Below are 22,275 nucleotides of genomic sequence, written 5' to 3'. Positions count from 1 at the left end.
CGAATCACGGTAGATGCACGTGCTCGACGAGAAAATCGAGGAACGCGCGAACGCGGGCGGGCAAGTGCCCGCCTTGTCCCACGTACACGGCGTGCACCGGTTCGAGATCGCCCGGGTTGTAATCTTCGAGCACGGCGACGAGGCGTCCTTCGCGCAGGTCGGCGTCCACGTGATAGCGCGAGTGACGCGCGAGCCCGAGTCCTTCCACCGCGAGCCGCCGCATGATCTCGCCGTTGCTCACCACCATGTTGCCAATCTGCGGATAGTGCGTAATGCCGCCCGCGCCGTCGAGAAACGGCCAGCCTTGCACCTGACGGTCGAAGTTGAAGGCCATCACGTTGTGATGAATCAGGTCGGCAGGCAAGATGCACGATGCGCTCGCGCAGCGCGGCGGGGAGGGCAACGCGCGGCGTCGCGGCGCGCACGATGGACGCGGCTGCGCCAGCGTCGAGTGGTGCCAGGTCGATCCGGCGCAACGCGACCGTGTGCCGCCACGGCACTTCGAATTCCGGTCGCGCGCAAACCATCAGCAATCGGCCGGACGGCGGATTCTCGGCCATCAGCGCGAGCAGTTCTTGCGTGGATGGGTCGGCCCAATGGGCGTCGTCGAGCATCAGTACGCCGTCGTCGGGCAGCAGCGAGGCGAGCAGTTGCGGCGCCTCGTCGAGCACCGCCTGCTTCCATGCGTGCGGCGCGGTAATTTCAGCCGGGGACTCGAACAGATGACGCAGGCGCCGGTGCGCGAGCAGCGCGGGTTGCGGCAATTGCGATGCCTCGGCGACCGACTGCGTGCGCAACCAGCGCGCGATGGGATGGAACGGGGTGCCCGCACCATCTTGCGCGCATGCCAGATCGATCACGCGCAAGCCGCGCGTCTCGAGGAAGTGGCGGGTGAGCGCGGACTTGCCGATGCCCGCTTCGCCGATCACGAGCGCGACAACACCATGACCGGCGCTCGCATCGCGCACGCAGGCGTGTGCGGCGGCGAGCTCAGCCAGGGCCGAGTCGCGTCCGAAGAGCATGGCGGCGCGGCGGCGGGAACGGCGCTCAGGTGTTGGGTCAGGGTTGACGCGAAAGACTGAAATAGTGCGATTGGCATGGCGCTCGCGCACGCTGCCGTGCGGGGTGCTGGCGAGGGCTACGCCAATCAGCCGTTGGGTGGCGTCGCACATCAGCACTTCGCCGGGCTGCGCCATCTCGGCCAGTTGTACGGCGGAGCGCGAGACGCGTCCACCGGTGTCGGGGCTGTCGTCGGCAGCCGAGCTGATGACGATGCCAGTGTGAACGCCCACACCGATGCTCACGCGCGCGGTGGTGGCTTGTGCACAGCGCATGGCGGCTTCGACGGCGTGACGGCCTGCGCCTTCGAGCGCGGTCGGGTAGCCGAAGTAGCCGAGCAAACCGCCGGTCGGCGTGCGCAGCGTGTAACCCCATGACTGGCGCAGGATCGTTTCACATTGCACCAGCGGCGGGCGCAACACGCCGACGAGTTGATCGGGGTCGTCGACACCGTTCGGGGCGAATTCGACGGCGACCACCGTTACCTGGCGTCGCTCGGGGCCGGTCGCGCGTTGTTCCATGCGAGCCGGCGGCGTTTCGAGCAATTGCGTCAGCGCTTCGCCTGGCAGCTCGCCGAGTTCGTCGCGCAGGATGTCGCACAAGCGGCGGTATTCGTTTTCGGCTTCGTCGCGACGCCCGGCACGCAACAGCAGTGCGAGCAGGCATTGCCAGCCCGATTCGTCGAAGGGGGCGAGCGAGACGAGTTGGCGCGCGTGGGCGAGCGCTTGATCGAGATCGCCTAAGCGCGCGTAGCCGTCGGCCAGCAGACGTTCCCCGAAAACCCGGCGGCGCTGGTATTCGTCGCGCTGCAATTCGATCCACTGATCGAGGTCGGGCGTATCGCGCACCGACAGGCCGTGCAAGAACGGGCCCTGATAGAGCGCTACCGCGTCGGCGAGTTGTTGTAAGTGAGCTGCGAGGTCAAGGCCGGTCACGCCATCGAGCGTGCGGCTCGCTTGCGTGATCATGCTCGCGAAGACGTGTGCGTCGATCCATAGCCCGGTCTCGGGACGCAGACGTACGACCTGGCGGTCCGACTCGAAGAGTTCGTCGCCGAGGGTGTCGCGCAGATGGAAGAGCATGCGCTTGAGCTTGTCGCGCCCGCCCTGACCGTCTTCATCGGGCCAGAACAGGTCGGCCAGCGCGCCGCGTGTGTGGAAGCCCGGTTGCAGGGCGAGATAGGCGAGCAGGCCGCGCGCCTTCGTGTACTTCACGGCACACGCTTGTTTGCCTTGTTCGACCCGCATCGGACCGAGCAGGTAGAGCGATCTGGTGGCTTGCATTGTCCCTGGACGGCAAATAGGCAACGCCGGCGCCCGCCCGGAGGCGAGTGCCGACGTTGCGAATTTCATGATGTCGTCGTGCCTGGCTATCGCGCAGTCAGCCCACGGTGCGTTTCCGGCGAACCCGGGAACCGGCGTGAGCGGTGCTGGGCGAATCTGGCACAACGCCAAGGGCCGTTCCGGGGGGGCTCCGGCCGTCTTTGTTCTCGTGTTGCAGGCCCAAGTATAAACACGTGTATGAATCTCGTCGGCAATACCCGAGAAATCCGCACGTTATTGCGAGCATCGGGGCCCGCACGCGTGGTTTTTGCAACAACTCACTGCGCACGAGTGCAACGGGCGAAACGACCACTGGCAAGGGCTGCAATGGCCCTAAGGCGCCGCGCTAGGGCGGTGCCGGTGGTCGGTCAGGCAGGGGCGTGCCAGAGGGTGGCGTCGGCGGCGTCGATGCGCTTGGGCAGCAACCCGGCTTGTGTGAAGACGTCGGCAATGCGCTGCTGCTCGGCGATGGCCTCGCGCACCACGGGTTGCACGTCGTAACTACGGCGGCGGTTCGCGGCTTCCACGATCGCCGCATCCAGCCCCCACACCGGCGCCAACTGCGCGGCGGCTTCGCGCGGGTTGGTGCGTACCCACTGACCGGTTTCGCGCAACGTTTGATAAACCGCGCGCAGCACGGTGTCGTGATCGCGCGCGAATGCCGGGGTGGCAAGGTAGTAGCGCTGATAGCCCGCCAGTCCGCGCGCCGTCGAGAGAATGCGCACTTTGTCCTGTTGCTCGACGCTCGCGAAGAACGGATCCCACGTGACCCATGCATCGACGTTGCCGCTGGCGAATGCCGCACGTGCGTCGGCGGGGGTGAGATAGGCAGGCTGCACGTCACTGAATCGGAGTCCGACACTTTGCAATGCGGCGATCAGCAGGTAGTGCACCCCGGCGCCCTTGGTGACCGCCACACGCTTGCCCTTCAGATCGGCCAGCGAACGGATCGGCGAATGCTGCGGCACGAGAATCGCTTCCGCGTCGGGCGACGGCGTCTCGCGAGCGACGTAGGCGATGCGGGCACCCGCGGCCTGTGCGAAGACGGGGACGGTGTCGGCCACGTCGGCCGAAAAGTCGATGCTGCCGACGTTGAGCGCTTCGAGCAGTGGCAGGCCGCTGGTGAACTCGTGCCAGGTGAGCGTGACGTTGTGCGGCGCCAATGCCTTCGCCAACGTGCCACGGGTCTTCGCCAGCACGATCAACGTGGACGACTTTTGGTAGCCGATGCGCAATGTCAGCGGCGCATCGGCCGCGTGTGCGTTCGCACTATGGGTGAGTGAACCCAAAGCGCCAGCGGCAGCGCCGAGCGTGCCGAGTGTAGACACCGCGCTGCCAGCCAGCAGCGTGCCGGCAGTGCGTTGGAGAAAGTGACGTCGATTCGTTGGCGTGGACATGATGTGTGAAGTCGAGGCGCGTTGCGCAAGCTCGACTTGTAACGCGATGCCCCGGCGATGCGCCAACAAGTTATTCGGATTTGCTTAGTGACTGCGTGCAGATATCGATATGCACGACCAAAACGGCGTGACGTCATCGCGTCGGTATTTACCGTCAACGTTCGTGATATCGCCAGATGAAACCGCCACGTCGACTCGGAACCCTCCAAAAACTGTCAGGCTTGCTCATAAATTCAGCAGCCGTTGCATCTGTGGTTCTAGGGAAAACCCGCGGGTTGCGAGGGCATGGCGCGGCAATAGCGACTTGGTGTCGAAAAAGCATTCTCCGTGCTTTCATTGCCTTACCCACTACACGCACGATGTTGGTGCAAACGTATTACGGCGTATTACAAAAAATCCCGCAATTTCATAGCGTTACCCCCCTTTCGGATGCTTGTAATGAAAATCATTCCTATTTATATTCGCGCCGCAATTAACGACTACGCTCACCGACTCCGATCATGATGCAACGCAAGCCGCTGGCCCTGGCGATGATGGCCCTCTTCGCGACCCCGCTCGCCACCACCTTTGCGACGCCCGCGATGGCCCAAAGCGCCACTTCCAGCACGGCGTCCAGCGCACCGGCTGCCGCTGATAGCACGCCGCCGGCGCCGGCCGCGAACGCGCCTGCGGCGGCGCTGCCGCAGACGGAAGTCTCGGGCACCTCGATTCGCGACGAATATCAGCGCGACATGTCGACCGTCGGCGGCAAGGTGCCGACCGCCATTCGCGACATTCCGCAGTCGGTCACCGTCATCGACAAAGCGGTGATGCAGGCGCAGGGTGCGACCTCGTTCGCAGATGCGCTACGCAATTCGCCGGCCATCACCATCGGCGGCGCGGAAGGCGGCCAGATCGGCAACAACATCAATTTGCGCGGCTTCACCGCTCGCACGGATATTTATCTCGACGGTTTCCGCGACCGCGGTCAGTACTATCGCGACACGTTTTATCTCGATTCGATCGAAGTGCTCGAAGGCCCGTCGTCGATGCTGTTCGGCCGGGGATCGACCGGTGGCGTTATCAATCAGGTGAGCAAGCAGGCGAACCTCAAGCCGCTCAACGAAATTTCGGGCACCATCGGCACGAACGATCGCTACCGCACGTCGTTCGACGTCAACCATCCGCTCTCCGACACGGCCGCGTTTCGTATCAATGGCTTCGCGCAAGACATTCACACCACGCGCGACGTGATGAGCAATCAGGACTTCGGCATTGCGCCGACGCTCAAGCTCGGTATCGGCACGCCGACGCAAATCACGCTCTCGGCGCTTATCGAGCATAACCACGACATGCCCGACTACGGCACCGTGGGCTACAACGGCCATCCGCTGCCGATTCAGAAGAACCAGTTCTACGGCCTGACTACCGATCGCACGGTGCAGGACGTGATGAGCTTCTCGGCCAAGATCGAACACAAGGTCGACGACAGCCTGAAGATCAGCAATCAGACGCAGTACAGCCGCTATGTCATCGACGCCATCGAAACGGCGCCGCATGCGGTGGGCGTGCCCAACGGCTCGGGCGGCTTCACGGCGCTGCCGGTCGGGCCGACGGCAGGTATTCCGTCGTACTCGCTCGATCAGCTTTGGGTGCAATTGCAAAGTCACGACCGCAAGATCACCGATACGTCGCTCTATAACCAGACCGACGTCGTGAAGAAGTTCGACACTGGGCCGTTCAAGCACACGCTGATCGCCGGTGCGGAAATCGGCCGCGATACGTACGAGAATCAGACATATCTGCGAACCGGGGCGGGGCAGGCGTCGGGTTACCTCGGTTGGATTCCGGCCGATAGTCAGGCGTATTACTCGAACCTGCCGAACGTGACGCAGTCGGTCGGCAACCTCGCGCAAGGCAGTGCCGAAACCGTGGCGTTCTACGCGAACGACACCATCGAGCTGAACAAGCAATGGAAGATTGTCGGCGGCTTGCGTTGGGATCGCTACAAGGCGCAGCTCTCGAACACGATCAGCGCGCCGGGCTACGCGACGCAGACCGTCAACTACACGAGCGTGCGCACGGGCTTGATTTATCAGCCGAGCGAAGCGCAGTCGTATTACTTCTCGTACGGCACGTCGTTCAATCCGTCGCTCGAACAGCTCACGGTCACGAACAACACGCAGGCGCTGCCGCCTGAGACGAACCAGTCGTTCGAAGTGGGCAGCAAGTGGAATCTGTTCGACGACAACCTCTCGATCAATACAGCGTTGTTCCAAGTCACGCAGAACAACTCGCGCACGCAGACTGGCACCAGCGGCGAATACACCGACGCGGGCAAGGTGCGCATTCGCGGCGCCGAGGTCGGTGTGACGGGCCACATCACTTCGAACTGGCAGGTGATGGGCGGCTATATGTTCCTGAACTCGCAAGTGCTACAGGCGAACGACGGCACGCAGGGCAACGTGCTCGCGAACACGCCGCGCCACTCGGTCACGTTGTGGTCGACTTACACGCTGGGGCATTGGGAAGTGGGCGGCGGCATGAACTACATGTCGATGCGCTATGCCGCGAATACCAATCTGATTCGCGTAGGCGGCTACACGCGCTGGGACGCGACCGTGGCCTATCACCAGCCGAAGTACGACATTCGTTTCAACCTGCTGAACGTGTTCAACAAGAACTACTTCGACGCATTGATTCCGTCGGACGGCGGGCGTGCGGTGCCGGGCGTGGGACGCACGGCAATGCTCACGGGTACCTATCGGTTCTGAATTTGACGGACAATACGGGGCGCGAGCCGGCGATGCTGCCGGGCTCGCGCCTTGCTATTTCACGAGGGATGCCCGCCGATGTTGCTGCATATTCCAAATGTTCTCAGCGCCGATCAGGTGCGCTGGGTCCGCGCCAAACTCGATAACGCAGGCGACGCCTGGGTGGACGGGCTGGCGACGGCCGGTTATCAGGGCGCGCCCGTCAAACAGAATCAGCAGATCGACGAGCGCTCGGCCATCGCGCGCGAGTTGGGCGATGTGATTCTCGGCGCGCTCGAACGCCATCCCCTGTTCATCAGTGCTGCGCTGCCGAACAAGGTCTATGCGCCGATGTTCAATCGTTACGGCGAGGGCATGCATTTCGGTAACCACGTCGACGGCGCGATTCGGTTGCAGCCGGGCAGCGGTATGCGCATTCGCACCGACGTGTCGGCCACGCTGTTTTTGGCGGGGCCAGACGAATACGACGGCGGTGAACTGGTGATCGAAGACCAGTACGGCGCGCATCAGGTGAAGTTGCCGGCGGGCGATATGGTGCTGTATCCGGCGACGAGCTTGCATCGCGTCAACGCGATTACGCGTGGCTCGCGCGTGGGTTGCTTCTTCTGGGTGCAGAGCCTGGTGAAGGACGACACGCAGCGCACGCTGCTGTTCGATATGGACAACGCGATTCAGCGGCTCAATTCGTCGGAAGCCGACGAGACGGCGCGCCGTACGCTGATCGGTTGTTATCACAACCTGCTGCGCATCTGGAGCGAGACCTAAGCCGCGGGACATAAAAAAACGCCCGGTCCCAATGGACCGGGCGTGTCACGAAGCGCCGGACTATCGCGTCCGGCTGCGCTGGCCTCGCGCTTATTGTTACTGAGCGGCCGGCGGCGTCGCTGCCGGGGCACCCGGGGCGCCCTTGTGCATCTGCTGGCGATGTTGCATCGCCTTGTCGTGCCAAGCCTTCATCTTCGACCAACGTGCCTTGATGGCGCTGCTTACGAGGGTCTTCTGACCGTCGTCGAGGCCGTTGTACACATTCAGCCAAGCGTCCTCGGTCTGGCTACGAAGCTGACGGTTCTGATCGAAAACCTTCTCGCGGGCGGCGCGCATGCCGGCCAGGTCGAGAATCTTCTGATCCTTCGCTTGCGCGATCATCTGACGGAATTGCTGGCCGTTCTGGCGCATCGCATCACGGTTCTGCTTCGACGTGGCGACGGCTTGCTGCCAAGCTTGTTCCTGCTGCGCATTGAGCTTCAGTTGATCGTGCAATTTCTTGATATCGCCCAGCCCCCACGGACCGTGTTCGCCGCGCATGTGGTGCATTGCGGCTTGCGGACCCGTGGCCGGCGCAGCGGCGTCGGCGGCATGGGCCACGCCAAGCATCGAGGTGGCGACGAGGATGGCCGACGCTGCGGCGATCTTCAGTTTGCGCATGGTGTTGACTCCTGTTGATACTGCCGGAATTGGCAGTTTCAGAGTAAGTCATTGCCCCGCTGAACAAGTTGCAAAGTGCAACGTCCGTATTACTTGACGTTACCAGCGCCCGCTCTCGCAATATTCCGAAACGACTCGGCCCGCCGGTGTCGTTTGTGTTCGACACCGGCGGGCCGTTGTGAAAATCGCATGACAGTTTGCAGCGCCTACAGTTCCCGAAATCTAGGGGCTTGGTGGCGTGAAGCTGTCATTCTGCCAACGCTCAATCCCACGCGCCGCGACCGCCCGACACGCTGTAGCGGCCAGCACCGAAGAGCATCACGCACAGGCCCATGAACAGGTAGAAGCCTTGCAGTTCGAGTGCCCAGCCGCCGGTGTTCGACAGTTGGCCCAGTTGCGATGAGTGCACGAGCGTGAACGCGACGAGCATATTGCCCACGACGAGCAGGCCACCCAGACGGGTCAGTACACCGAGGATCAACAGCACGGGTGCCAGCACTTCGCCGAGATAGGCACCGTAGGCGAGAAAGCTCGGCAAGCCATGCGAGGTAATCATGCCTTCGATGAAACCGACGCCATTGATCACTTTGCTCACGCCGTGAAACAGCAGCAGGATACCGAGGGTAAGACGCAGGATCAGTTTGCCAAGATCGTCTTTGGTGCTCTGCATGGTAAGGCTCCTTCCTTTCTTGCGGATGTGCGCAACGGGGGCTGATGGGTTCGAGGTTCCGTCGACACGCCGGGGTAGGGTGGCGCGCCGGTCAAATCGGCACCACTGTATCAAATCGTTACCGCGCTGTCTGCGGCAGTCCCAACCTTTTCAGGCGCTTAGCGCGAAATCTCCCGGGCGTGCCGATTACAGCCGGTTACTTTTGCGGCTAAGCCGTTACACGGCGGCTGTCGGCGCGCTGAGGGGCGACCCCGTTATTCGGCTTAAGGGCACGGCAAACGTTTCGGCAATCCCGCCGACGGTGCCAGCCCCGACCGGCATCGGGCCGACGTGGTGAGGCAGCCGCCCATCGCGCAAGCAAATAAGGAATCCATCATGAACTTCCGCAAAACTCTGATTCTGAGCGCCGTGACCGTTGCCCTCGGTGGTGTGTTCGCCGGGCAAGCCTTCGCTCAGAGCACCGCGACGGAAACCTCGCGCGACATCAATCAACAGCAACGCATCGAGAACGGCCTGAAGAGCGGTCAGTTGAGTACGAAGGAAGCGTCGAAGCTCGAGAAGGGCGAAGCCAAGATCGATCGTATGCAGGCTCACGCCGACCATACCGGCGACACGGCAGCCGAAAAGGCTCGCATCGCGGCGGCGCAGAATCACGAGAGCGCCAAGATTTCGCAGGCGAAGAGCAACGGTGTGGTGGCCAACCCGGATTCGAAGTCATCCGAGCGCATGCAGGCCGACGTGCAACGTAACGTGAATCAGCAAAAGCGCATTGCACAAGGGCAGGCGGCGGGTACGCTGAACAACCGTCAGGTCGGCAATCTCGAACACGGGCAGGCGCATGTCGATACGGCGGAAGCGCATGCGGGCCAAAACGGTCATGTGAGCGCAGGCGAGCAGGCCGGTGTTCAACACAAAGAGAATCATCAGAGCAACCGCATTCGTCACGATAAGACGAACGGATAAGGTGCTGCGTTCGAGCACGGCGACCTGGGTCGCGTAGTCTCACTTGGTCCGCCAAAATCACACGCTCAGGCTGGACGAACGCCGTACTGACATAAGCGCCGACAAAAGGCGCTTGCGCCACCCCTCACCGGGTGGCGCTTTTGTTTTGGGGCCCGCCCGGGGTGCGGATGGCGCTATCATCGTCGTCATCAATTAAGCAGCTAACGAAAAGGATGATCGCGATGGAGCTGGTGCAAGCGCAGAAGATGTTGGAGGAGCTCGTCTCCCCGTGGGTACGGCAACTGAATTTGCAGGTCGTGGCGACGGGGCCGGAACAAAGCGAGTTGCGAATGCCGTTCGATGTGGCGTTCAAACATGCCGGCGGCGTCATCTGCGGTCAGACGTTCATGGCGGTGGCCGATACCGCGATGGTCGTGGCGTTGTCGGCGGCGCTGGGCGGCTTTCAGCCAATGACGACGGTCACGCTGAACACGCAATTCATGCGCCCGGTGACCGATGGCGATCTGCGCGTGATCGCGCGTATTTTGCGCAAGGGAAAGAATCTGGTGTTCGGTGAGATCGAGATTTACGACGCGTCCGGCAAGATGGCGGCCCACGCGACAACCACATACGCGTTGCTCTGAGCGTAGCGTCGGGCGTTGCATCGATATGACATGCCATCACACCAGCAAGCGGTAGGGAGGTCACAGTGTTCGATCAGATCGTTTTTGCCGGTGGCGGAAATCGCTGCTGGTGGCAGGCAGGGTTCTGGGAGCGCGTGACGCGCGACGTGCCGTTGCGACCGCGCGTCATCGCGGGTATTTCTGCCGGGGCGGCGACGGCGTGCATGCTGCATATGCGTGCGTCGACGTGGGTGATGGATTACTACCGGCAAGCGCTGGCGGACAATCGCAAGAACGCCTATTGGGGGAACCTGTTGCGACGCGAGCGCGTGTTTCCGCACTACCGGATTTATCGTCAGGCGCTGCTCGACATCTACGATGGTCAGTTGGAGAAGTTGGCCGCAGGGCCGGAGATTCGTGTGGGGGTGTCGCACATTCCGCGTTGGCTCGGGCCGAGATCGGCGACGGCAGCGGGGCTTGTCGCGTACAACATCGATAAGCATGTGCGACGCACGCTGCACCCGACGCTCGCGCGCAGTCTGGGGTTCCGGCCGGAGTTTGTGAGGGCGCAGGATTGCGCGACGACGTCGGATCTGGCGGACTTGATGCTGCAATCGTCCTGCACGCCGCCGTTCACCCCAATTCTGCGCCGTGGCGGACGCGCCGTGCTCGATGGGGGCATGGTGGACAACGTCCCCGTCGATGCGCTGGATGCCACGCCGGGGCAAGTGCTGGTGCTGGTGACGCGGCGTTATCCGCGCCCGCAGATATTCACGCAGCATCACGCGGGGCAAGACCGGCTCTATGTGCAGCCGTCAGCGCCCGTGCCGATCTCGAGCTGGGACTACACGCGGCCCGACATGATGGGGCCGGCGTATGACCTCGGAAAACGGGATGGCGAGACGTTCTTGCGCCATCTGGAGACGCTGAGGTAGTCCCGCCCGTGCGCGACCTTCCGCGACCTTCCGCAAAAAACGACCGTTTAGCGCCCGAAGCCCAGCAAAGCGGCCGGGTTGGCCACGTGCGCGCGATCGCCGTTCAGGAAGTCGACGATGTTCTGGAACGCCACGCGGAAGTACAGCTCGTAGCTTTCGTGCTCGACATAGCCGATGTGCGGCGTGCAGACGCAATTCTCCAGACGCAGCAGCGGGTTGCCTTGCAGAATCGGCTCGCTCTCGAAGACGTCGATGGCGGCCATGCCGGGGCGGCCGCGATTGAGCGCGGTGATGAGCCCGTTTTCTTCCACCAGCTCGGCGCGGCTCGTGTTCACGAAGAGCGCCGTGGGCTTCATTTGCTGAAGGTCTTCGAGCTTGATGATGTGACGCGTCTCGTCGTTCAGGCGCAGATGCACCGAGAGCACGTCGCTTTGCGTGAAAAGTTCTTCCTTGCTGCCCGCCACACGCAGGCCATCGGCGGCCGCCGCTTCACGTGAGCCCTCACGGCCCCACACCATCACTTCCATCCCGAATGCTTTGCCATAACCGGCGATGAGCTTGCCGATCTTGCCGTAGCCCCACAGGCCGAGCGTCTGGCCGCGCAGCACTTGGCCAAGACCGAAGTTCGGCGGCATGCTCGACGACTTCAGGCCCGACTGCTGCCAGGCGCCGTGTTTGAGGCTGGAGACGTATTGGGGAATGCGGCGCTGGGCGGCCATGATCAGCGCCCAGGTGAGTTCGGCGGGGGCGATGGGGGAGCCGACACCTTCGAGCACGGCCACCCCGCGGGCGGTACAGGCGTCGATATCGATGTGATTGCCCGCACGCCCGGTTTGGCTAATGACGCGCAGACGGGGCAGCTTATCGATGAGTTGAGCGGTGATTGCCGTGCGTTCGCGAATCAGTACCAGCACCTCGGCTTCGCCGATACGGGCACTGAGCTGGCCGACGCCCTTGACGGTGTTGTTGAAGACTTTGACGTCATGACCGGCCAATAGGGAAAAGCAGTCGAGCTTGCGAACGGCGTCCTGATAGTCGTCGAGAATGGCAATTTTCATGGCAAAACGTAATCGGTTCGGCGCGCGGCTGGTGGGCGGTGCGCTGACGTAACAGTTATCGGAGGCCGCCGGGTTCGGCGGGCGCACTGGTCGTTGACTCGGCTGGGTCGGTACGGCAAAGCCCGGCGAAATGCCGGGCATAAATCGGGCAAAACCCGCGCCAGCCTTGTTGCGACGCAGCACCGGCGTATTTTGCTCGGTGGTATGCTGACGCCTCGTTTTGCATAGTATGGCAGGTGTCCTGGCAACCATGGCGAAACCGCCCAAACACGATGGCAAAAAATCGAACCCACCCCGCAAAAGCAAGTCGGACCCGGTGAGCGAGACGCCTGCTGCGCACTTACCCGTGCGCATGTTGCCCCCTGCCTTTCCGCGTGTGTCGCATGAGATGCGATGCATTCAAGCTTTCACGCGGCCCGTGCCGGTGGGCGCCGGATTTTCCGGTGCGCACGGCAAGCGTCGGTGCAATGTTGCTCGTCCGGTATCCCCAACCGGGCGCGCCGCCCCGACGCTCAGCGGTGCCCGCGCGTCGAACGCCAAACGTTCGCCCCGATTTACCGACTCTGCATGGAGACAACTCCCATGACGCAAGCCAGTAGCGCGACAGCGCTCAATACCCCCTCCTCGTCCAATGTCGTCACCCGTGATCTGCCCTCGTGGGTGCGTCACCGCAAGCTGATCGACTGGGTCTCGCAGATCGCTGCGATCACTCAGCCCGCGCGCGTTGTGTGGTGCGATGGTTCGCAAGAGGAATATGACCGTCTGTGCGAACAGATGGTCGCCGCAGGCACGATGAAGCGGCTCAACCCGGCCAAGCGTCCGAATTCGTTCCTCGCGTTGTCCGATCCGTCGGACGTCGCGCGCGTGGAAGACCGCACGTTTATCTGTAGCGAGAAGCGTGAGGACGCCGGCCCGACCAATCACTGGATCGATCCGCGCGAGATGCGCACGACGCTCGACGGCCTGTTCGAAGGCTGCATGCGCGGTCGCACGATGTACGTGGTGCCGTTCTCGATGGGCCCGCTGGGCTCGCCGATCGCACACATCGGTGTCGAACTGTCGGATACGCCGTACGTGGCGGTGAACATGCGCATCATGACGCGCATGGGCCGTGCGGTGTACGACGTGCTGGGCGACGACGGCGAGTTCGTGCCGTGCGTGCACACCGTCGGCAAGCCGTTGGCCGATGGCGAGAAGGATGTGGCATGGCCGTGCAACAACACGAAGTACATCGTTCACTTCCCCGAGACGCGTGAAATCTGGAGCTACGGCTCGGGCTATGGCGGCAATGCGCTGCTGGGTAAGAAGTGTTTCGCGTTGCGCATCGCATCGAAGATGGGCCGCGACGAAGGCTGGCTCGCCGAGCACATGCTGATTCTGGGCGTGACGTCGCCCGAGGGTAAGAAGTATCACGTGGCGGCGGCATTCCCGTCGGCCTGCGGCAAGACCAACTTCGCGATGCTGATTCCGCCTAAGGGCTTCGAAGGCTGGAAGGTCGAGACCATCGGCGACGACATCGCGTGGATCAAGCCGGGCAAGGACGGCCGCTTGTACGCGATCAACCCGGAAGCCGGGTTCTTCGGCGTGGCACCGGGCACGAGCCAGAAGACCAATCCGAATGCGTTGGCAACGCTCGGCGAGAACGTGATTTTCACCAACGTCGCACTGACCGATGACGGCGACGTGTGGTGGGAAGGTCTGACCGACACGCCGCCGTCGCATCTGATCGATTGGCAGGGCAAGGATTGGACGCCGGAGAGTGCGAAGGAAACGGGCCGCAAGGCGGCGCATCCGAACTCACGCTTCACGGCACCGGCTTCGCAGTGTCCGTCGATCGACGCCGACTGGGAGAATCCGGCGGGTGTGGCGATCGATGCGTTCATCTTCGGTGGCCGTCGCTCGACGACGGTGCCGCTGGTGACCGAAGCCCGCGACTGGACCGAAGGCGTGTACATGGCCGCGACGATGGGCTCGGAGACCACCGCTGCGGCGGCCGGTCAGCAGGGCGTGGTGCGTCGCGATCCGTTCGCCATGCTGCCGTTCTGCGGCTACAACATGAGCGACTACTTCCAGCACTGGCTGGATACGGGCGCGCATCTCGACAAGACGGGCGCGACGCTGCCGAAGATCTATTGCGTGAACTGGTTCCGCAAGGGCGCCGACGGCAAGTTCGTGTGGCCGGGGTTCGGCGAGAACATGCGCGTGCTGGCATGGATGCTGGGCCGCATCGACGGCACGGCACAGGGTGTTGAGAACGCGTTCGGCATCACGCCGCGTTACGAAGATCTGAACTGGGACGGCGTGTCGTTCACGCCGGCACAATTCGACGACGTCACGTCGATGGACCCGGCTGCGTGGCACGAAGAACTGAAACTGCACGCCGAATTGTTCGAGACGCTCAAGCACAACCTGCCGCAAGCGTTGCTCGACACGAAGGCTGATATTGAGCGCCGGTTGAAGGCGTAATCGATGGCGTCGTGCACTGCGTAGGCAGTGCCGACGCATGAAAGTCATCGCAGAATTATCGCGAAGATTGAATCCCGTCGGGGGCGACTCCGACGGGATTTTTGTTTTTTGTGATCCTTCCGAAAGGCTTGTTGCGTGGGGATTTAGGCGTCTTTTTTCTCTCATGCGGTGCTAGCATTTCCTTCGCCACCCGAGCTTGGATGGCGATGAATCATTTACAGGAAGGGGGCGAATATGCACACCATGTTGATTGCAGGAATCGATGAGTCGCTGATGAGATCAATTCGTTCGCGCGCCGCGTTGCATGACCGAACGCCGGAGGAAGAGGCGCTGGCGATTTTGGAGGGGGTGGCGCATCGACCGGGCTGGCGCTCGTTTGGTGAGGCGTTGATGAGCATGCCCGACGTCGGTTTGGATAGCGACTTCGCGCGCGAAAATTGAGGAGGCAGGGTTGATGTATTTGGTCGACACAAACGTCGTTAGCGAAATGCGTAAGCGAGGGCGCAGCGATCCTGGTGTAGTCGCCTTTATTCAATACACGATGGAACGCAGTCTGCCGCGCTATCTCTCGGTAATCAGTATTGGTGAGATGCGTCGTGGCGCTGCGTCATTGCGTTGTCGCGGTGACGCGCCACAGGCGACGTTAGTCGAGAATTGGCTCGAGTCGATTTTGTACGACTACAGAGGTTTCGTGCTCCCGGTGACTGAGGAGATCGGTCACGCATGGGGACGCTTGCGCGCGAAACACAAGGAGCACGCCATCGACAAACTGATCGCTGCGACGGCGTTGGTGCATCGTCTTGTGGTTGTCACGCGCAACGTCAAAGATTTCACGGATACCGGCGTTGAAGTGCACAACCCGTTCTTGCATTGAGGGCGCGGGCGCTCGTCGCCCCCGCTCAGCTTCACTCAGAGGGCTGCTAAATCGCAGCAAATTGACAGCCGAATGGCAGCCGAACTACCAACGAATCACAGCCGATTCTCCACCGCAAACTTAATCAATTCCGCCTGCCCTTCGATACCGAGCTTACGTTTGATATTGAGCCGATGCGTCTCGACGGTGCGCACCGACAAGTCCATCTCCGTCGCGATCTGTTTGTTGGCGAGCCCGCGTGCGATGCGGGTGAGAATCTCGCGCTCCCTCGGGGTAAGCGAATCGATCGGACCATGCGAAGTCGATGCCTGCACCACGCGCGCCGCAATGGCTGCGCTGTAGTAGGCCTCGCCTTTCGCCACACGCTCAATCGCCGTCACAATCTCATGCGCCGGCGCGTCCTTCAGCACATAACCGCGTGCCCCCGCACGTACCGCTTGACGAACATACTCCGCGTTGTCGTGCATCGACAGAATCAACACCGCGATGTGCGGAAACTGCTCGCGAAACAGCGCCGTGAGTTCGATCCCGTTGCTGCCCCGCATGCTGATGTCCATCAGCGCGAGATCGGGTGATGCGGTCTTGGCTCGCGTGAGCGCTTCCTGCGCATTGCCTGCCTCACCAACCACCTGCAAGTTGGGGGCGGCATCGAAGCGCGCGCGTAAGCCGTCGCGCACCAGCGGGTGATCGTCGATCAACAACAATCGAATAGGGTGAACTTGAGTCATGAGCGTGAAGCGTTAAGCGCCGCTTTGGCGGCTGCGGGCGTGAGCGGCACCCACGCACTAATCGTCGTGAGGCCGGGCCACGATTGAATGCCGAGCGCACCGCCCACGGCGTCGAGCCGCTCGCGCATATTGCGCAACCCGATGCCGTGACGCGGGTCGTGATGCACGTCGGTCACATCGAAACCCCGGCCGTCGTCGGCAATCGACAGATGAATGCCGTCGGCCTTGAACACCAGCAAAATCGACACGCGCGACGCGTTGGCGTGCCGCTCGATATTCGTGAGGGCTTCCTGTGCAATGCGGAACAGCATGGTCTTGATGTTGTCGTCGAGCATCGGCGCTTCGCCTTCCACATGCATCTCGACCGGCAACCCCGCATGCGACCCGAACTCACGCGCGAGTTGATCGATGGCTGCCGCCACACCGAGATCGTCGAGCATCGCCGGGCGCAACGCTTGCGAAATACGCCGCACTTCCCCCAGCGTGCCATTCAGGCGTTCGATGGCCACCCCTAGCGTCGTGCTTGCCGCCGCGGGCGACCCCGGCAAGCGCATCGACGCCGATTCGAGCAGCAGCTTGACCGAGACGAGCAACTGACTAATGCCGTCGTGCAACTCGCGCGAAATACGTGAGCGCTCGACTTCCTGCGACTCCACCACCTGTCGCGCGAGCTGGCGCAGCTTCGCATCGGCAGTCTTCAATTCGGTAATGTTCACCACCAACCCGCACAGGCCGACAATCGCCAGGCACGTCGACGCAATCATCGTGATCCAGATCAGCGTGCGATCGATGTTGCTCTGCGCTCGCTCGTCCGACTGACGCAGTGTTGCTTGCACATCGTCGAGATAAATGCCCGTGCCGATCATCCAGTTCCACTTCGGCAGCGCGATCACATAACCCAACTTGGGCGCCGTCTGTTGCAGCGACGGTTTCTCCCATGAGTACTCCACGTAGCCGCCACCGGCCCGTGCCGCTGAGATCAGGCGTTGAATCGTCGGCGCCCCGGCCGGGTCTTTGAGCGACCACAAGTTGTGCCCCACCAATTCCGGCTGACGCGGGTGCATCAGGCTGTTGCCGTCGAGGTCGTAGACGAAGAAGTAGCCGTCTTTGCCGAACTCCATGCGCGCGAGTGTGGCAAGCGCTTCGGTGCGTGCAGCGGGAGTGTCCGGGCCGTTATATAGCGGCTCGATGGCATTGCGTGCGAGCCCCACGTAATGCAGCAGCTCGGCACGCTTGTTGGTGAGCGATGCGGTCTGCACGGCCTCGTGCTGCGCACGGGCCAGTTCATTGCCCTGATAGCGCACGGCCAATGCGATGGCGACCATCGCCAGCGCCACCGGCAAGAGGGATAGCACGAAGAATTTCTGTCGGAGATTCATGACGTTCGAGAGCCTGCGTTGCCGCTTTTTCGCGGCATTCGCTACGTACTATCACGTAGCGTGCCTGCGTAGTTTCGCGCTTGTGGCACGTCAGGCAAACGCCAATACTACACGGCGAATCGTGCCCCGGTGGCTATCAGACCCTCGCTTCAAGTGGGCAATACCGTGCGACACGCTTCGCGGCATCTGCGTGATGTCAAAAAACAAAGGCGGGATCGCGCTGCCACGGCGCCGTCCCGGGTCGCTGCCCGAAGGAGGCAGTTCCGAGGAGAGACAATGAATCGTATCTGGCAACAACTGCCCTGGGCAGCGGTGGCCGTCGTCGGCGCGTGCGCGCTCGGCACGGTCGCCCTATCGCGCGGCGAAACCATCAGCGCACTCTGGATCGTGATCGCAGCCATCTGCGTTTACCTGATCGCCTACCGTTTCTACAGCAAGTTCATCGCCACGCGCGTCGCGCAACTCGACGGCTCGCGCATGACGCCCGCATGGCGTCATAACGACGGCCTCGACTACGTGCCGACCAACAAGTACGTGCTGTTCGGTCACCACTTCGCTGCCATCGCCGGTGCCGGGCCGCTCGTCGGCCCCGTGCTGGCCGCGCAGATGGGTTACCTCCCCGGCATGTTGTGGATTCTGGCCGGCGTGGTCTTCGCCGGTGCGGTGCAGGACTTCATGGTCCTGTTCATCTCCACGCGCCGCGACGGTCGCTCGCTGGGAGACTTGGTGAAGTCTGAACTCGGCATGATCCCCGGTGTGATCGCGCTCTTCGGCGCGTTCCTCATCATGATCATCATTCTCGCGGTGCTCGCGCTGATCGTGGTCAAGGCACTCACCGGCTCGCCCTGGGGCACCTTCACGGTGGGGCTCACGATTCCGATCGCGTTGTTCATGGGCGTGTACACGCGCTTCATCCGTCCGGGCCGCATCGGCGAAGTGTCGATCATCGGCTTCTTCGGGCTGATGGCCGCCATCTACTTCGGTCAGAGCGTGCATGACAGCGCCACGCTCGCACCGCTGTTCACGTTCGACGGCAAGCAACTCACGTGGATGCTCATCGGCTACGGCTTCGTCGCCTCGGTGCTGCCGGTGTGGTTGCTGCTCGCGCCGCGCGACTATCTCTCGACGTTCCTGAAGATCGGCACGATCCTCGCACTCGCCATCGGTATTCTCGTGGTCGCGCCCGAGCTGAAAATGCCCGCGCTCACGCAGTTCGTGGACGGCAGCGGTCCGGTCTGGTCGGGCAAGCTGTTCCCGTTCCTCTTCATCACGATTGCGTGCGGTGCTGTTTCGGGCTTCCACGCACTGATCTCCTCGGGCACCACACCGAAGCTGCTCGATAACGAAGTCAACGCACGCTTCATCGGCTACGGCGGCATGCTGATGGAATCGTTTGTGGCCATCATGGCGCTGGTCGCCGCGTCCGTGATCGACCCGGGCGTGTACTTCGCCATGAACAGCCCGGCTGCCGTGATCGGCACGACGCCGGAAGCCGTGGCGCAAGTCGTCTCGGGCTGGGGCTTCACGATTACGCCGGATGTGCTCACCGCGACCGCGAAGGCCGTGGGCGAGAACACCATCATTTCACGTGCGGGCGGCGCACCGACGCTGGCTGTCGGCATGGCGCACATCCTGCATCAAGTGGTGGGCGGCGAAGCGATGATGGCCTTCTGGTACCACTTCGCGATTCTGTTCGAAGCGCTGTTCATCCTGACCGCTGTCGACGCCGGGACGCGCGCTGGCCGCTTCATGCTGCAAGACTTGCTCGGCACGTTCGTGCCAGCGCTCAAGCGCACCGAGTCGCTGCCGGCCAACCTGATCGCGACGGCGCTGTGCGTGGCGGCGTGGGGCTACTTCCTCTATCAGGGCGTGGTCGATCCGTTGGGCGGCATCAACACGCTGTGGCCGCTGTTCGGCATCTCGAACCAGATGCTCGCCGCGATTGCGCTGATGCTCGCCACCTGTGTGCTGTTCAAGCTCAAGCGCGAACGCTTCGCGTGGGTGACGATTCTGCCGACCGTGTGGCTGCTCGCCTGCACGCTGACCGCTGGCTGGCAGAAGATGTTCGATCCGGACCCGAAGGTGGGCTTCCTCGCGCACGCCGCCAAGTATCAGGCCGCGCTCGCCGACGGCAAGCTGCTCGCCCCGGCCAAGTCGGTCGCGCAGATGCAGCAGATCGTGTTCAACGACTATGTGGACGCCACGCTCGCCGGTGTGTTCATGTTCGTGGTGGTGGCGGTGGGGCTGTTCGGCCTGCGCACCATCCTGCAAGCGCGTCGGGCCAACAAGCCGACCGCACAGGAAACGCCGTTCGAACCCATGCCGTCGGGCCCGCGGGTCTGACGCGCAGGAGTCGCCATGTTCGAAGACGTCGGCAAAGTCGGTCGTTATCTGGGGCAGGCCATGCGCCTGATGGTCGGACTGCCCGATTACGACACGTATGTGGCGCATATGCAGGCCACGCATCCGGACAAGCCGGTCATGAGCTACGAAGCGTTCTTCCGCGAGCGTCAGGAGGCGCGCTACGGCGGCAAGAGCGGCGGACGCTGCTGCTAGCCTGTCGTCGTGCACCGACCCGCTCTGCACCTCGCCTGAGCGCCTCAGGCGGGTGAGATCGCGGGATGCCTGATGGAACAACACCCCAAATGTCGGACACTTCAGTCCTGACCTTTGGGGTGTTTTCATTTTCGGCATTAGTGGGGCGTCACATCACCTTCGCGCATCGGGCGTTGGCGGCGCTGCGTCGATAGCTGTCGAACACCTGGGCGACGACACGCACGAGCAAGCGGCCTGCGGGCAGTACACGGATGCCGCGCGCGTCGATGGCGACCAGTCCGTCTGTTGCAAGGTCGGCAAGTTCACCGAGTTCCGCCGCGAAATAGGCGACGAAATCGATCTCGTGTGCCTGCTCGATCGCTTCGAAATCCAGCGACATGTGGCACATGAGATGCGAGATCACGTCGCGTCGGAGCCGGTCGTCGTCGTTCAGGCGCACGCCACGGTGAGTGGCGAGACCACCCGCGTCGATGGCTTCGTAGTAGGTTTTGAGCGTCTTGGCGTTCTGCGCATAACTGTCGCCGATTCGGCCAATCGACGACATGCCCACGCCGATGAGATCGCAGTCGCCGCGCGTGCTGTAGCCCTGGAAATTGCGGTGCAACGTGCCCGCTGTCTGCGCGATGGCGAGTTCGTCGTCGGGGCGAGCGAAGTGATCCATGCCGATGTAGACGTATCCCGCTGCCGTCAGCCGCGCAATGATGGTCTGCAACAACGCCAGCTTCTCGGGACCGGCGGGCAGGTCGTCCGGCAGACAGCGTTGCATCTTGAACTGCTGCGGCAGATGCGCGTAGCTGAACACCGATAGGCGCTCGGGGGCCATCTCGATGACCGCGTCGAGTGTTTGCGAAAACGATTCCGGGGTCTGATGCGGCAAGCCGTAAATCAGATCGAAGTTGACCGAGCGGATGCCGCAACCGCGTGCGGCGTCGAGGGCCGCTTCAACCAGTGCGCGCGGCTGCACGCGATGAATGGCCTGCTGCACGCGCGGATCGAAGTCCTGCACGCCAATCGAGAGGCGATTGAAGCCGAGCGAGCGCAATGCGCGAATCGACGCCGGTCCTGCGCTGCGCGGATCGATTTCAATGGAATATTCCGCGCTGTCGTCGGTGCTCAGCACGAACTGGCGGCTAATGGTGTCGATGAGCGACGCGATCTGTTCCAGCGAGAGAAACGTGGGCGTGCCACCGCCCCAGTGCATTTGCGCGAGGGTACGCCCGGCGCCGAGCAGCGACGCCTGACGGGCGATCTCGGCATGCAGACGGGCCACATAGGCGTCAGCATGCGCCCGGTTGCCAGTCACGATCTTCGTGCACGCGCAGTAAAAGCACACGGTGTCGCAGAACGGAACGTGCACATAGAGTGAGAGCGGTTTGCCCGAACGTTTCGACTGCGCAGCCGCACGCGCGTAGTCGCTTGCACTGAAGTCGTCGTGAAATTGCAGCGCGGTTGGGTACGACGTATAGCGGGGCCCGTTAATGTCGTAGCGGCCGAGCAGTTGTGCGTCGAAACGTAGCGGCGTGGCCGATGTACCAGACGCCGGAGGTGGCGACGAGAGCGACGAGAGTGAGGCTGGCGGCGCGACGATTGTCGAGGTCACCGATGACGCATTCGATGCGTGGGAGGCGCAGGAAGGACATGTGCCCTGACATTTGCGCTCGGCGCTTACGGGGGTGTCTTCGGCGCGGGGCGCCGATAACGGGAGCGAGGTATGCATGACAAAGCCTGAGACAAGAGCGATTTCCCCACTCTAGTCACGCTGCGGCAGTTGGGCCGTGACCTGCGTCAAACCGTGCGCTCAAGCCCAGAAATTGCGACATTTGGTCGCATTCGGCCCAATTTTCGACGCGTGTTGAGACTGACGCGCTATGACGGCGACGTTTCTGCGGGCATTCCTGCACGAGACGCATGCCTGATGTGCAGCGAAATCATTGTCACGTCGGGCAAATTTTGGCGGCGTACGGTAAGCTAGCGCCTTATCGAAGTCCCCGCCGCGTCGACGGCCCTGGCGGCACGTACGCGGCCCACCCTGGAAGTTTCCGGGGCGGCGGGTCTGCCGGTGCCCCGACGAGCCGTAGCTGCCCGCTA

The 22,275-nt window shown here is 62.7% G+C and carries 18 protein-coding genes and 1 pseudogene; 10 read left to right on the top strand and 9 right to left on the bottom strand.

The window, feature by feature from the left end; genetic code table 11:
• Positions 1–4: 4 nt before the first annotated feature.
• The 3 genes and pseudogenes from ACPWR9_RS04540 to ACPWR9_RS04530 form a co-directional block, all read right to left on the bottom strand.
• Complete coding sequence (locus tag ACPWR9_RS04540; protein WP_426296623.1) at positions 5–334, bottom strand: LysR substrate-binding domain-containing protein; 330 nt, start codon at positions 332–334, stop codon at positions 5–7.
• A gap of 199 nt (positions 335–533) precedes the next feature.
• Positions 534–2,141: pseudogene (locus ACPWR9_RS04535) on the bottom strand (BTAD domain-containing putative transcriptional regulator); the annotation flags it as partial.
• Between the two features lie 608 nt (positions 2,142–2,749).
• Positions 2,750–3,778 (bottom strand): aliphatic sulfonate ABC transporter substrate-binding protein, encoded by a 1,029-nt coding sequence (locus tag ACPWR9_RS04530; RefSeq protein WP_426296284.1) that lies wholly within the window; start codon positions 3,776–3,778, stop codon positions 2,750–2,752.
• A 500-nt stretch (positions 3,779–4,278) separates the two neighbouring features.
• Here ACPWR9_RS04530 and ACPWR9_RS04525 point away from each other — a divergent pair, with 500 nt between their 5' ends.
• Positions 4,279–6,531, top strand: a complete 2,253-nt coding sequence (locus tag ACPWR9_RS04525) for a TonB-dependent receptor (RefSeq protein WP_426296285.1) — start codon at positions 4,279–4,281, stop codon at positions 6,529–6,531.
• Between the two features lie 78 nt (positions 6,532–6,609).
• Positions 6,610–7,296 (top strand): Fe2+-dependent dioxygenase, encoded by a 687-nt coding sequence (locus tag ACPWR9_RS04520; RefSeq protein ID WP_426296286.1) that lies wholly within the window; start codon positions 6,610–6,612, stop codon positions 7,294–7,296.
• Positions 7,297–7,392: 96 nt separating this feature from the next.
• Here ACPWR9_RS04520 and ACPWR9_RS04515 read toward each other — a convergent pair whose 3' ends face one another.
• Positions 7,393–7,956 carry a periplasmic heavy metal sensor gene (locus ACPWR9_RS04515; protein WP_426296287.1) on the bottom strand — a complete coding sequence of 188 codons (564 nt, stop codon included), beginning with the start codon at positions 7,954–7,956 and terminating at the stop codon, positions 7,393–7,395.
• 262 nt (positions 7,957–8,218) lie between these two features.
• Complete coding sequence (locus tag ACPWR9_RS04510; protein WP_150679572.1) at positions 8,219–8,626, bottom strand: DoxX family protein; 408 nt, start codon at positions 8,624–8,626, stop codon at positions 8,219–8,221.
• Between the two features lie 375 nt (positions 8,627–9,001).
• On the opposite strand from ACPWR9_RS04510, the gene ACPWR9_RS04505 reads away from it, so the two are divergent.
• The 3 genes from ACPWR9_RS04505 to ACPWR9_RS04495 all read left to right on the top strand — a co-directional run bounded on the left by ACPWR9_RS04505 (position 9,002) and on the right by ACPWR9_RS04495 (position 11,126).
• Entirely contained in the window at positions 9,002–9,589 is a 588-nt protein-coding gene (locus tag ACPWR9_RS04505) for a hypothetical protein (protein ID WP_426296288.1), read from the top strand.
• 221 nt (positions 9,590–9,810) lie between these two features.
• Positions 9,811–10,212, top strand: a complete 402-nt coding sequence (locus ACPWR9_RS04500) for a PaaI family thioesterase (protein WP_426296289.1) — start codon at positions 9,811–9,813, stop codon at positions 10,210–10,212.
• Between the two features lie 65 nt (positions 10,213–10,277).
• Complete coding sequence (locus ACPWR9_RS04495) at positions 10,278–11,126, top strand: patatin-like phospholipase family protein (RefSeq protein WP_426296290.1); 849 nt, start codon at positions 10,278–10,280, stop codon at positions 11,124–11,126.
• Between the two features lie 47 nt (positions 11,127–11,173).
• On the opposite strand, the gene ACPWR9_RS04490 is transcribed toward ACPWR9_RS04495, so the two are convergent.
• Positions 11,174–12,184 (bottom strand): D-2-hydroxyacid dehydrogenase family protein, encoded by a 1,011-nt coding sequence (locus tag ACPWR9_RS04490; RefSeq protein ID WP_426296291.1) that lies wholly within the window; start codon positions 12,182–12,184, stop codon positions 11,174–11,176.
• 582 nt (positions 12,185–12,766) lie between these two features.
• Here ACPWR9_RS04490 and ACPWR9_RS04485 point away from each other — a divergent pair.
• From ACPWR9_RS04485 to ACPWR9_RS04475, 3 genes are all read left to right on the top strand, one after another.
• A complete protein-coding gene (locus tag ACPWR9_RS04485; RefSeq protein ID WP_426296292.1) occupies positions 12,767–14,650 on the top strand; it encodes a phosphoenolpyruvate carboxykinase (GTP) in 1,884 nt (627 codons plus the stop codon).
• Positions 14,651–14,923: 273 nt separating this feature from the next.
• On the top strand, positions 14,924–15,091 hold the full coding sequence (locus ACPWR9_RS04480) for a DNA-binding protein (RefSeq protein ID WP_246185467.1): 168 nt from the start codon (positions 14,924–14,926) through the stop codon (positions 15,089–15,091).
• A 13-nt stretch (positions 15,092–15,104) separates the two neighbouring features.
• Positions 15,105–15,524, top strand: a complete 420-nt coding sequence (locus tag ACPWR9_RS04475) for a type II toxin-antitoxin system VapC family toxin (RefSeq protein WP_426296293.1) — start codon at positions 15,105–15,107, stop codon at positions 15,522–15,524.
• 95 nt (positions 15,525–15,619) lie between these two features.
• On the opposite strand, the gene ACPWR9_RS04470 is transcribed toward ACPWR9_RS04475, so the two are convergent.
• Both ACPWR9_RS04470 and ACPWR9_RS04465 read right to left on the bottom strand, forming a co-directional pair.
• Entirely contained in the window at positions 15,620–16,252 is a 633-nt protein-coding gene (locus ACPWR9_RS04470) for a response regulator (RefSeq protein WP_426296294.1), read from the bottom strand.
• A complete protein-coding gene (locus tag ACPWR9_RS04465; protein ID WP_426296295.1) occupies positions 16,249–17,631 on the bottom strand; it encodes a cache domain-containing protein in 1,383 nt (460 codons plus the stop codon). Before ACPWR9_RS04465 ends, ACPWR9_RS04470 begins: the two co-directional genes overlap by 4 nt.
• Positions 17,632–17,907: 276 nt before the next feature.
• On the opposite strand from ACPWR9_RS04465, the gene ACPWR9_RS04460 reads away from it, so the two are divergent.
• Positions 17,908–19,974, top strand: coding sequence for a carbon starvation CstA family protein (locus ACPWR9_RS04460; RefSeq protein WP_426296296.1), 2,067 nt, complete (start codon positions 17,908–17,910; stop codon positions 19,972–19,974).
• A gap of 15 nt (positions 19,975–19,989) precedes the next feature.
• Positions 19,990–20,187 (top strand): YbdD/YjiX family protein, encoded by a 198-nt coding sequence (locus ACPWR9_RS04455; RefSeq protein ID WP_150679581.1) that lies wholly within the window; start codon positions 19,990–19,992, stop codon positions 20,185–20,187.
• 148 nt (positions 20,188–20,335) lie between these two features.
• Here the strand turns inward: ACPWR9_RS04455 and hemN are convergent, their stop codons facing one another.
• Positions 20,336–21,787, bottom strand: a complete 1,452-nt coding sequence (hemN, locus tag ACPWR9_RS04450) for an oxygen-independent coproporphyrinogen III oxidase (RefSeq protein WP_426296297.1) — start codon at positions 21,785–21,787, stop codon at positions 20,336–20,338.
• Positions 21,788–22,275: the final 488 nt, after the last annotated feature.

It is taken from the genome of Pandoraea pneumonica (genome assembly GCF_049918595.1).
Taxonomy (GTDB): Bacteria; Pseudomonadota; Gammaproteobacteria; order Burkholderiales; family Burkholderiaceae; genus Pandoraea; species Pandoraea pneumonica_A.
This window is presented reverse-complemented; position numbering and strand designations above follow the sequence as displayed.